The organism is Stenotrophomonas sp. STEN035, from assembly GCF_056759935.1.
On the sequence record NZ_JBRRDY010000063.1, the window covers coordinates 1 to 11,211 of the forward strand.

Annotated in this window: 10 protein-coding genes; 4 read left to right on the forward strand and 6 right to left on the reverse strand. The window is 64.5% G+C overall.

The window, feature by feature from the left end; all coding sequences use genetic code 11:
* Positions 1-66: 66 nt before the first annotated feature.
* From ACVOLL_RS20180 to rpsU, 6 genes are all read right to left on the reverse strand, one after another.
* Positions 67-1,053: a bile acid:sodium symporter family protein gene (locus ACVOLL_RS20180; protein ID WP_481514517.1), complete on the reverse strand. Its 987-nt coding sequence runs from the start codon at positions 1,051-1,053 to the stop codon at positions 67-69.
* Between the two features lie 16 nt (positions 1,054-1,069).
* Complete coding sequence (locus ACVOLL_RS20185; protein ID WP_481514518.1) at positions 1,070-1,561, reverse strand: protein tyrosine phosphatase family protein; 492 nt, start codon at positions 1,559-1,561, stop codon at positions 1,070-1,072.
* Between the two features lie 20 nt (positions 1,562-1,581).
* Complete coding sequence (gene dnaG, locus ACVOLL_RS20190; protein ID WP_481514519.1) at positions 1,582-3,318, reverse strand: DNA primase; 1,737 nt, start codon at positions 3,316-3,318, stop codon at positions 1,582-1,584.
* Positions 3,319-3,564: 246 nt separating this feature from the next.
* The gene (locus tag ACVOLL_RS20195; RefSeq protein WP_481514520.1) at positions 3,565-4,467 is read right to left on the reverse strand and encodes a YihY/virulence factor BrkB family protein; all 903 of its coding nucleotides are present in this window, start codon (positions 4,465-4,467) and stop codon (positions 3,565-3,567) included.
* A 317-nt stretch (positions 4,468-4,784) separates the two neighbouring features.
* Positions 4,785-5,231 (reverse strand): GatB/YqeY domain-containing protein, encoded by a 447-nt coding sequence (locus ACVOLL_RS20200; protein ID WP_481514521.1) that lies wholly within the window; start codon positions 5,229-5,231, stop codon positions 4,785-4,787.
* A gap of 145 nt (positions 5,232-5,376) precedes the next feature.
* A complete protein-coding gene (rpsU, locus tag ACVOLL_RS20205; protein ID WP_002808376.1) occupies positions 5,377-5,592 on the reverse strand; it encodes a 30S ribosomal protein S21 in 216 nt (71 codons plus the stop codon).
* Between the two features lie 126 nt (positions 5,593-5,718).
* Here rpsU and tsaD point away from each other — a divergent pair, with 126 nt between their 5' ends.
* From tsaD to ACVOLL_RS20225, 4 genes are all read left to right on the forward strand, one after another.
* Positions 5,719-6,750 (forward strand): tRNA (adenosine(37)-N6)-threonylcarbamoyltransferase complex transferase subunit TsaD, encoded by a 1,032-nt coding sequence (gene tsaD, locus ACVOLL_RS20210; RefSeq protein ID WP_481514522.1) that lies wholly within the window; start codon positions 5,719-5,721, stop codon positions 6,748-6,750.
* An 82-nt stretch (positions 6,751-6,832) separates the two neighbouring features.
* On the forward strand, positions 6,833-7,192 hold the full coding sequence (gene folB, locus ACVOLL_RS20215) for a dihydroneopterin aldolase (protein ID WP_481514523.1): 360 nt from the start codon (positions 6,833-6,835) through the stop codon (positions 7,190-7,192).
* A 116-nt stretch (positions 7,193-7,308) separates the two neighbouring features.
* Entirely contained in the window at positions 7,309-8,562 is a 1,254-nt protein-coding gene (locus tag ACVOLL_RS20220; protein ID WP_481514524.1) for a mechanosensitive ion channel family protein, read from the forward strand.
* Positions 8,563-8,866: 304 nt separating this feature from the next.
* On the forward strand, positions 8,867-11,041 hold the full coding sequence (locus ACVOLL_RS20225) for a glycoside hydrolase family 3 N-terminal domain-containing protein (RefSeq protein ID WP_481514525.1): 2,175 nt from the start codon (positions 8,867-8,869) through the stop codon (positions 11,039-11,041).
* Positions 11,042-11,211 lie beyond the last annotated feature (170 nt).

Here is an 11,211-nt window from a genome sequence, read left to right on the forward strand (position 1 = left end):
CGGCAAGGGGCTCTATCGGTAAGGCCTCTGCCGAGCATGGCTCGGCACTACCAACCCCGGTGTCGATTATTGTTGCTTTGATTCAGCGTTCTGCTTCGCATACCGCTGCGCCACCATCGAGCAGACGATCAGCTGGATCTGGTGGTAGATCATGATCGGCAACACGATCGCGCCGAGGCTGCCGCCGGCAAACAACACCTTGGCGATCGGCACACCGGTGGCCAGGCTCTTCTTGGAGCCGCAGAACATGATGGTGATCTGGTCGGCACGGTTGAAGCCCAGCCGTCGTGCCAGCCAGGTGATGCCGGGCATGGCGATCGCCAGCAACACGACCGCAACCAAGGCAGCAGCCAACAAGGATAGCGGCGGGGTCTTGCTCCACAGTCCTTCGCTGACCGATTCGCCGAAGGCGGCGTAGACCACCAGCAGCACCGTGCCCTGGTCGGTGTAGCGCAGCAGCGGACGCTTCCGTTCGATCCAGCGGCCGATCCATGGACGCAGCAGATGACCAAGCACGAATGGCACCAACAGCTGCAGCATGATCGCGCCCACCGCATGCAGCGGGTTGGCCATGCCGCCCTGCGAACCTGCGAGCACGGTCATCAGCAACGGGGTCAGGAACACGCCGAGGATGCTCGACAACGAAGCCGCACACACGGCTGCAGGTACGTTGCCACCGGCAATCGAGGTGAAGGCAATCGAGGACTGCACGGTCGAGGGCAGGGCGCACAGGAACAGCACGCCGATGTAGAGCTCGGGCGTCAGCGCCCAGCCGGCCAGCGGCTTCATCGCCAAACCCAATAGCGGGAACAGCACGAAGGTGCAGGCCAGGATGGTGATATGCAGGCGCCAGTGCAGCAGACCGGCGACGATGGACTCACGTGGCAGCCGCGCGCCATGCAGGAAGAACAGCGCGGCGATGGCGATATCGGTGAAATGGTCGAAGCCCTTGGCGGCGGCGCCGGTAAGCGGCAGCACGCTGGCCAAGGCGACGGTGGCGAGCAGGGCGAGGGTGAAGTTGTCCGGTCGCAGTCGCGACCACCAGCGTGTCATGTCAGCAGTGCCTCGATCAGGGTGTGGGGGTTTCCAATGTGGCGCGTGCGGCGGGCTCGAGTGAAGTCATGCCCGCATCGCGGCCGAACTTGAGTGCGTCCTCCACCGATGCGCCATTGATGCGTGCGTCGATCAAGGACAGCAAGGCGCCTGCGCGGTTGGAGGAGGCGCAATGCAGCAGGGTCTTGCCGCTGTCCTGCTTGAGCAGGCGATCCAGCGTGCGCGCGTTGGCTTCGGTGATGTCGCCGGCACCGGCGATGGGCAGGCGCACATAGCGCAGGCCGAGTTGCTCGGCCAGGGCGGCCTCGTCATAGCCGCGATCTTCGTCAGGCTTGCGCAGATCGATGACGGTGGTGACGCCGTTGGCGGCGGCATCGCGCAGCTGTTGTGCGCTCGGCTGGCCGGCAGTGATCAGGTCCGGGCGCGGCTGGCGCAGCGTTGCATCGCCTGCGAAGGCGTCGGCGGCGAGCAGCAGTGAGAGGAGCAGTGACAGGCGATGGATGTACATGCAGTGCTCCGTTGCAGATGTCAGAGGCGCAGACTGGCGCGGGCCTTGAGTAGCTCGCGCAGTTCGTATTTGTCGGTGTCGTCCAGGCCTTGCTGGCGCTGCTTGGCCTGCAGCTCGTCCAAGCGTTGGGTCAGCAGTTGCTTCTCCAGTTGCAGCACGGCGTCCTGCAGTTCCTGTGCCCACATCGCCTCATCGCCGGGCAGCGCCTGCGCGGCCAGTTTGTGCAATGCGGCCTGCTCCTCGCGCTCGTTGAAGTGTTCGAGCAGGGCGCCGGTGCTGATGTCCGGGCGCTGCTGCACCAGGTTCAACAGTTCAACCAGCAGCTCGATGCCGGGCAGGCGCAGGCCACCGATGGCGTGGTGACCTTCCAGGCTCATCGCCAGCGAGGGCTGCTGCAACAGGATGGCAATGGCCGCACGCACTAGGCTGCGCTTCTGCGCAGGCACGGCGTTGTTGCGCATCGGCGGACGCGCTGCCGGCGCGGAGGCTGTTGCGGTGCTGCCGATGCCGGTCAGGCGCGCCAGCTCCTGCTTCATCAGGTCGCCAAAGGCGCCATCGGGAATCTGCGCCAGCATCGGCTTCGCCCGTTCGGCCAGGCGTGCCTTGCCGTCCAGAGTGCCGAGGTTGATCTCGCGGCTGAGTTCGTCGAAGAAGAACTGCGACAGCGGCGTGCCCTGCTTGAGCCGTGCATCGAAAGCGTCGGCGCCTTCCTTGCGCACGATGGTGTCCGGGTCCTCGCCATCGGGCAGGAACAGGAAGAAGGCCTGGCGGCCGTCCTTCATGCGCGGCAGCACCGACTCCAGTGCTCGCCAGCCGGCACGGCGACCGGCGGCATCACCGTCGAAGCAGAAGTACACGTCGGGCGCGTTGCGGAACAGCAGCTCGGCATGGTCGGGCGTGGTCGCCGTGCCCAGCGTCGCCACCGCCTGGGTGACGCCGAACTGGAACAGGCTGACCACGTCCATATAGCCTTCAACCACGATCAGCCTTTCGATCTTCTGGTTGGCCTGGCGCACCTGCCACAGGCCGTACAGTTCGCGGCCCTTGTGGAACAGCGCGGTTTCCGGCGAGTTGAGGTACTTGGGGCCGTCGTCCTTTTCCATGACGCGGCCGCCGAAGGCGATGACGCGGCCACGGCGGTCGAAGATCGGGAACATCACCCGGTCGCGGAACTTGTCGTAGACGTGGCCGCGATCGTTCTTGGAGAACAGGCCGACGCGTTCGAGCAGCTTCATGCGCCGCTCGTCCTTGCCCAGCGCGTCCTTCAGCGCGCTATAGCCATCCGGCGCATAGCCGATGGAGAAGCGCGCGCGGGTGTCGGCATCCACGCCACGGCCATCGAGGTAGGCGCGGGCCTTGTCGTTGCCTTCCAGCTGCTTCTGGAAGAAACGGGTGGCGGCATCCAGCGCCGAATACTGGTCGCGGCTGTCGTCCTGCTGCTGGGGTGTGCGTGCGTTGGTTTCGCGCGGGATTTCCATGCCCACGCGCTTGGCCAGTTCATCCACCGCATCGAGGAACTCGAGGCGGTCGTAATTCATCAGGAAGCTGATCGCGGTGCCGTGCGCGCCGCAACCGAAGCAGTGATAGAACTGTTTGGTCGGCGAGACCGTGAACGAGGCCGAGCGCTCGTCATGGAACGGGCAGCGCGACGCGTACTCCTTGCCCTGGCGCTTGAGCGGCACACGTGAGCCCACCACTTCGACGATGTCGGTGCGGGCCAGCAGGTCGTCAATGAACGCGTCGGGAAGTCGGGCCATGCGGCAAATCGATAGCGCCGCCGGTTGGCGGGGCGCGATGAAAGGGGGGAAGGGGAGTGTACTAGGCTGGGCTGGTGCTGGCGGGGTGTTGGGCTTGATGGTTTTCAGTCAGAGGCGCAAGGCGACCCCTCCCCGGCCCTCCCCTTGCCTTCGGCAAAGGGAGGGAGCGAAGCCGCCCCCTCCCTTTCGCGCAGCGAAGGGGAGGGCTGGGGAGGGGTGCATTGGCTTCAGCTTTTGCTCTGGCCGTCAGTCCAAAGCCCCAACACCAACCTCGGCCTCAGCCGCCACCTTCCGCCGCGCATGCGCCCGCTCATCGATCACCGCGGTAATCAGCGCACCACCAAAGAACACCACGCTGGCGTAGTAGATCCACACCAGCATGATCACCAGCGTTCCCATCGAGCCGTAGGCGCTGCCCGGTGCGGCGTTGGCGATGTACAGGCCAATCGCATAGCGGCCGAGGGTGAACAGCACGGCGGTGATGGCGCCACCGAGAAAGGCCTGTCGCCACGCCACAGGCCGGTCCGGCAGGTAGTGATAGAGGAAGGCGAAGCCCAGCGCATACAGTGCCAGTGTGGTTGTGTAGCCCAGCGCCGGCAGGACAGAGGGCAGGCGCGAGAAGATCACCTGCAGGGCGGTGGTGGCGACCATCGACACGATCAGCAGGAAGCCCAGCGCCAGCACCACGCCGGCCGAGAACACCCGCTTCTTCAGCCAGCCGAAGATGCCTTCGAAGCGCTTGGAGTCGGTACGGAAGATCAGGTTCAAGGCCGCCTGTAGCTGGGCGAATACCACCGTGGCGCCAATGAACAGCAGGATCAGGCTCCAGATGCCCGCCAACGAACCCAGATCCGGTTGTGCACTGGCATTGGTGATCACCGTGCGTGCCACCTCGGCCACGCTGGGGCCGGCCAGTGAGCCGATCTGCTCGATAAGTGTCTGTTGCGCAGGCGGGTACAGTGAGGCAGTCAGCCACAGCAGCAGGACCAGCAGCGGCGCCAGCGACAGCAGGGTATAGAAGGCCAGCGAGGCTGCCTGGGTCATCACGTCGGCTTCGACGAAGCGGCGGGCCAGGGCAGCGGGCAGGCTTTGCTGGAGCAGCTCCAGCCGGGATTTGAGCGAATGCAGGGTGGGGCGGGTTGCAGGCATCAGATGGATCGCGTGAAGTCAGGGGTCTGTTCTAGCAAAGGCGGGCTTCGGAGCGGGTGAATGGGGCGGTCCTCGGCGGCCAAATCGGCACACCCCCGTAGTGCCGAGCCATGCTCGGCAGGGGCTTTCCCGACAATGCACGGAAATGTAGGAGTGGCGTCAGCCGCGAAGCCACAGATTCATCAGATTGCAGGCCGGTCGGTGATTCCAGCGTTGCCAGCTTCGCGGCTGAAGCCGCTACTACAAAAAAACAGAAGGGCAGAAACAACAAGGCCCGCACGTGGCGGGCCTTGTCGCGCAAACCTCGGCAGCTGGGATCAGCCGGCCAGGGCCTGCTTGACCAGCTTGGACACCAGACCCATGTCGGCCTGGCCAGCCAGCTTGGGCTTGAGCACGCCCATCAGCTTGCCGATGTCGGCAGCGCTGCTGGCGCCGGTCTCGGCCTTGGCGGCGTCAATCGCGGCCTGGATTTCGGCTTCGCCCATCTTGGCCGGCACGTAGCGCTCGATCACCACGATCTCGTCGCGCTCGATCACGGCCAGGTCTTCACGGTTGGCGGCTTCGAACTGGGTGACCGAGTCCTTGCGCTGCTTGATCATCTTGTCCAGCACGGCAATCACGTCGGCGTCGGTCAGCTCGATGCGCTCGTCCACTTCGCGCTGCTTGATGGCGGCGTTGATCAGGCGGATCACGCTCAGCGAATGCTTGTCGCCGCTCTTCATGGCGGCCTTCATGTCTTCGAACAGCTGTTGCTTCAGGCTCATGGAGCACCTCATTGGGTCGGGAATACGGGGGAAGAGACGTCAGCATTGCTGGCGTCTGGAACGCAAAAAGCCGGCTACGCTTGCGCGTGCCGGCTTTCACCCCAGTACGGAAGGCCGGAGCCCCCCGTTCAGGAGTCGCGTACGATCAGTACAGGCGCTGACGCTTGGTGACGTCGCGCGAGGAACGACGCAGCTGGCGCTTCACGGCTGCAGCAGCCTTGCGCTTGCGTTCCTGGGTCGGCTTTTCGTAAAACTCGCGCTTGCGGGTTTCGGCCAGCACGCCGGCCTTTTCGCAAGTGCGCTTGAAGCGGCGAAGAGCAAACTCAAAGGGTTCGTTCTCGCGGACTTTAACGCTGGGCATGGAATCTCCGGGGACTCTGTAGAAAAACCGGGACACACCCGGTGAGCCGCGCATTATAGTCCCTTTGCGCAGACGTGCAACCCCCGGGATTTGGCGGGGGCGTCAGAGAGGTCCACAATACGCCTTATGAAAGTACTTGGCATTGAATCATCCTGCGATGAGACGGGCGTAGCCGTCTACGACACCTCACTCTCCGGGGCGGCTGCGCTGCGTGCGCATGCCGTCTACAGCCAGATCGCGCTGCATGCTGAATACGGCGGTGTCGTGCCGGAGCTGGCCAGCCGCGACCACGTGCGCAAGACCCTGCCGCTGATCCGGCAGACCCTGGACGAGGCGGGTATCGCCATCTCCGATATCGAGGGCGTGGCCTATACCGCCGGCCCCGGCCTGGTCGGCGCGCTGCTGGTCGGTGCCGGTGTGGCCCGCTCGCTGGCCTGGGGCCTGGATGTGCCGGCCATCGGCGTACACCATATGGAAGGCCACCTGCTGGCCCCGCTGATGGAAGACGACCCGCCGGAGGCGCCGTTCGTGGCCTTGCTGGTCTCCGGTGGCCACACCCAGCTGATCGCGGTGGACGCCATCGGCAAATACCGTCTGCTCGGAGAGACATTGGATGATGCCGCCGGTGAGGCCTTCGACAAGACCGCCAAGATGATGGGCCTGCCGTATCCGGGCGGCCCGCAGCTGGCCAAGCTGGCCGAGATCGGCACCCCGGGGCGCTTCAAGTTCACCCGGCCGATGACCGACCGGCCGGGGCTGGACTTCAGCTTCTCCGGCTTGAAGACCCAGGTGCTGATGGCCTGGCGTGACAGCGACCAGACCGAGCAGACCCGCGCCGACATCGCCCGTGGCTTTGAAGACGCGGTGGTCGACACGCTGGTGATCAAGTGTGGCCGCGCGCTGGATGCGGCCGGTTGCGACGTATTGGTGGTGGCCGGCGGTGTCGGCGCCAACAAGCGCCTGCGCGCCAAGCTGCAGGATGACGCCCAGCGCCGCGGTGGCCGGGTCTGTTTCCCGCGCCCGGCACTGTGCACCGACAACGGCGCGATGATTGCCTTCGCCGGTGCCCTGCGCCTGCAGGCCGGCCAGCACGGCCCGGCCGAGATCAAGGTGACGCCGCGTTGGGACATGGCGTTGCTGCCGCCATTGCAGGGCTGACAAGCAGGTCTGCCGTGCTCGTCCACGGCAGGCTCAGTCTGCTGCCGTTACCATGTCGTATTCATCCAATACGACAGATGCAATGGACAAGGTACTCATCGAAGGGCTCGAAATCGACGCCCTGATCGGCATCTACGACTGGGAACGGCGCATCCGCCAGACCTTGGTGTTCGATCTGGAAATGGGCTTCGACAACCGCAAGCCGGCCGCCAGCGACGACATCGTCGACACGCTGAACTACAAAGCGGTCAGCAAGCGCCTGATGGAATTTGTGCGCGCCTCCGATTTCGGTCTGGTGGAAACGCTGGCCGAGCGCTGCGCGCAGATCGTGCTGGACGAATTCAACGTGCAATGGCTGCGGCTGAAGTTGAGCAAGCCCGGCGCGGTGCGCGGTGCGCGCGCGGTTGGCGTGATCATCGAGCGCAGCCGCGCTGAGGTCTGAGCCAGTTGCAATCCGGTCGCGCGCACTGCCGTGTGCGGCCTGAGCTATGCCTGTCCGATCACGCAATGCGGTTGGACAGCTTGTTTCTGCAGTACGAATAAAAGGAGAAGTGCACGATGGCGGTAATGGGAATTCGTTGGTTGGATCAGCTGGAGAACATGCTGGCACCGTACCCGATGGCCTACCCGGCGGTGGTGCTGGCGGGTCTGCTGCTGGTGGCATGGCTGGCCAACTTCGTGACCAAACGCATCCTGCTGCGCGGCCTGCGTTCGATGATCGAACGCTTCTCCGGCCCCAATCACAACGCCAGGCAGCCGCTGCGGGTGATTGCGCGCCTGTCCAATATCGTTCCGTCGGTGGTGCTTGCCGCTGGCTTGAGCATCGTGCCGGAGCTGCCGCCGGGTCTGGTGAACGGTTTGAAGGCGCTGTGTCATGCATGGACGGTGCTGACCATCGCGATGGCGGTGTCGCACGCACTTGACGCCTTCAACGATTTCTACGAGCGCCGCGCCGATGCGCGCAACAAGCCGATCAAAGGCTATCTGCAGGTCGTCAAAATCGTTGTGTTCGTGTTCGCCGGGCTGTCGATGGTGGCGATCCTGGTCGGCGTGGAGCTGTTGCATCTGGTCACCGGCCTGGGTGCAGCCACGGCAGTGTTCATGCTGATCTTCCAGGACACCATCCTGTCGCTGGTTGCCAGCGTGCAGATCAGCGGCGATGGCCGCGTGCGCATCGGCGACTGGATCGAGATGCCCAGCCAGAACGCCGATGGTGATGTGATCGACATCGCCCTGCACACCGTCACCGTGCAGAACTGGGACAAGACCGTCACCACCATCCCGACCAAGAAGCTGGTCACCGAGTCGTTCAAGAACTGGCGCGGCATGCAGGAAGCGGGCGGTCGTCGGATCAAGCGGTCGATCTACCTGGACCAGCACAGCGTGCGTTTCCTTGATGCTGGTGGCCTCGAGCGGCTGGGCCAGATCGCACTGCTGGATGACTATCTGGCGGGCAAGCAGCAGGAACTGCGGCAGTGGAATGCGCAGGTGGCACAGGCGCATCCGGAGCCGGTCAATGCACGCCGGCTGACCAACCTGGGCACCTTCCGCGCCTATGTCGAGCTGTACCTGCGGAACAACCCCGGCATCCATCAGGACATGACCTTGCTGGTGCGGCAGATGGCACCTACCCCGCAGGGCCTGCCGCTGGAGATCTACTGCTTCACCTCCTCAACCGCCTGGGCGAAGTACGAGGCGATCCAGTCGGACATGTTCGATCACCTGTTGGCGATCCTGCCGGAGTTCGGCCTGCACGTATTCCAGGAATCCAGCGACGCCATGCTGATGACTGCCCGCAAGCAGCTCGACTGATCACTTGTAGTGCCGAGCCATGCTCGGCAAGGGGCCTTCCCTGCGAAGAGCCACCCCTCCCCAACCCTCCCCTTCGCTACGCGAAAGGGAGGGGGCTGAAGCTGTAGTGCCGAGCCATGCTCGGCAGGGGGCTTTCCCAGCGAAAAGCTGCCCTCACCCCAACCCCTCTCCCGCTTCGCGGGAGAGGGGCTGAAGCGGCAATGCCGAGCATGGCTAGGCATTACTGGTGCAGCCATCCGGCAGCCACTTCACGCTTGTAGCGCTAGAATTAGTCGCTTGAAATCGTTTACATGAAGGACTGCCGGTGGCCCCCGACCGCATTGAATCCCTGATTTCCCGCATGACAGTCGACGAAAAAGTCGGCCAGCTCAGCGTATTCGCCGACATGGTCCGGCCGTTCGCCCCGGACGTTAACCCGGAGGCCAACGTACGCAATGCCGAGCAGGTGCTGGAACAGGTGCGCGCCGGCCGGGTCGGCTCGCTGTTCAATGGCGTCGGTGCCGAGCTGGGCCGGCGCATCCAGCAGGTGGCACTGGAAGAGAGTCGCCTGGGCATTCCGGTCATCCTCGCCTCCGACGTGATCCACGGCATGCGCACCGTGTTCCCGATTCCGCTGGGCGAGGCCGCCAGCTTCGAACCGGATCTGGCCCGTCGCACCGCCCGCGCCACTGCCATCGAAGCGACTGCCGCCGGCATCCACTGGACCTATGCGCCAGCGGTGGATATCGCCCGCGACCAACGCTGGGGGCGCGGTGCCGAAGGGGCAGGCGAGGACGTGGTGCTGGGCTGCGAGTTTGCCGCCGCGCGCGTGCGTGGCTTCCAGGGCGATGACCTGAAAGCCGAAGATTCGCTGCTGGCCACGCCCAAGCATTTCGCTGCATATGGTGCGGTTGCCGCCGGTATGGAATACGCGCAGGTGGATATTTCGCCGCAGACATTGCGCGACGTGCACCTGCCGCCGTTCAAGGCGGCGTTGGATGCCGGCGCGCTGTCGCTGATGAGCGCCTTCAACGACATCAACGGCGTACCGGCCAGTGCCAACCGCGCGCTGCTGACCGATCTGCTGCGCAAGGAATGGAAGTTCCAGGGCGTGGTGGTTTCCGACTACACCGCCGACATGGAGCTGATCGCCCACGGCTATGCCGCCGATGAAGTGGACGCTACTAAAAAGGCGTTCTTGGCCGGGTTGGACCTGAGCATGCAGAGCGGTTTCTACGATCAGCATCTGGCCGGGCTTGTGCAGGCCGGCGACGTGCCGATGGCCGTGTTGGACGAATCGGTACGACGCATCCTGCGTTTGAAGGATGCGATCGGTCTGTTCGACAACCCCTATCGTTCGCTGGACCCGGCGCGCGAGGCTGACCAGTCGCATATCGCCGAGCACGACGCATTGGCGCGCGACACCGCACGCCGTTCCGTGGTGCTGCTGAAGAACGAAGGCGAGCTGCTGCCGTTGAAGAAGCAGGGCCAGAAGATCGCGTTGATCGGCCCCTTCGTGCAGGACCGCGACAACATCGAAGGTTGCTGGACCTTGTTCGGTGACAAGTCGCGTTACGTCACCCTGGAGAGCGGCGTACGCGCCGCCCTTGGCGATGCAGCGGCATTGGAAGTCGTGGCGGGCTCTGGTTTGGAAGAATCGCTGGAAGGCGGAATCGAAGCCGCAGTCGCTGCCGCGCAGCGTGCTGATGTGGTGGTGCTCGCGGTCGGCGAACCGCAGCGTTACAGCGGTGAAGCGCAGTCGCGGGTGGAGATCAGCTTGCCACCGGCACAGCAGATGCTGGCTGAAGCCGTCGCTGCCACCGGCACGCCGCTGGTGGTGCTGCTGCGCAATGGTCGCGCGCTGGCGCTGCAAGGTGCGGTGCGTGATGCGCAGGCTATTGCGGTTACCTGGTATCTGGGTACGCAGAATGGCCATGCTTTGGCTGACATCCTGTTCGGCGATTACAGCCCGTCGGCGCGCCTGCCGGTGAGTTTCCCGCATGCCTCGGGCCAGCAGCCATATTTCTACAGCCACCCACGCAGCGGCCGCCCGGAACTGCCGACCATGTCGGAGTTCAAATCACGCTGGCGCGAGTTTCCGAATACAGCCTTGTATGCGTTCGGCCATGGTATTGGCTATGCGCGGTTTGAATATGAAACGCCACGTCTGAGCACGCCGCAGTTGGATTGGGATGGCACGCTTGTGATCCGTACCACTGTGCGTAACACCAGTACGGTTGCGGGTGAGGAAGTGGTGCAGCTGTATGTGCACGATCGCGTCGCCAGCCGGGTACGCCCGGTTCGCGAGTTGAAGGCCTTCCAGAAGGTGGCCATTGCAGCAGGCGCATCGGTGGAGGTGGAATTCCGCCTGGATCGACAGCAGCTCGCGTTCACTGGTGTGGACGGCGACTACACTGCTGAGCCGGGTCTGTTTGATGTGTGGGTATGCGCTTCGTCGGTGAGCGGCGAAGCGGTGAGCTTTGAGTTGTTGGGCTCCTGATTCAGGCGCTTTGCTCCTTCCCTTTGCCGCAGGCAAGGGGAGGCTGGGGAGGGGTATGCTGTGCTCCGGGTAGTGGGGGGCCGCGCGCGCACCGGCGGCGGTCCGGCGGGGCTGCGCGGGGCCGGGGGCTGGCGAGCTGGCTGCCCGCCGGCAGGCGGGAATCGCGGCGC

Coding starts and splice junctions, on each gene's coding strand:
- ACVOLL_RS20220 (WP_481514524.1), top strand. CDS start 7,309: ATGGCGGTAATGGGAATTCGTTGGTTGGATCAGCTGGAGAACATGCTG.
- ACVOLL_RS20185 (WP_481514518.1), bottom strand. CDS start 1,561: ATGTACATCCATCGCCTGTCACTGCTCCTCTCACTGCTGCTCGCCGCC.
- tsaD (WP_481514522.1), top strand. CDS start 5,719: ATGAAAGTACTTGGCATTGAATCATCCTGCGATGAGACGGGCGTAGCC.
- dnaG (WP_481514519.1), bottom strand. CDS start 3,318: ATGGCCCGACTTCCCGACGCGTTCATTGACGACCTGCTGGCCCGCACC.
- ACVOLL_RS20200 (WP_481514521.1), bottom strand. CDS start 5,231: ATGAGCCTGAAGCAACAGCTGTTCGAAGACATGAAGGCCGCCATGAAG.
- ACVOLL_RS20180 (WP_481514517.1), bottom strand. CDS start 1,053: ATGACACGCTGGTGGTCGCGACTGCGACCGGACAACTTCACCCTCGCC.
- rpsU (WP_002808376.1), bottom strand. CDS start 5,592: ATGCCCAGCGTTAAAGTCCGCGAGAACGAACCCTTTGAGTTTGCTCTT.
- folB (WP_481514523.1), top strand. CDS start 6,833: ATGGACAAGGTACTCATCGAAGGGCTCGAAATCGACGCCCTGATCGGC.
- ACVOLL_RS20195 (WP_481514520.1), bottom strand. CDS start 4,467: ATGCCTGCAACCCGCCCCACCCTGCATTCGCTCAAATCCCGGCTGGAG.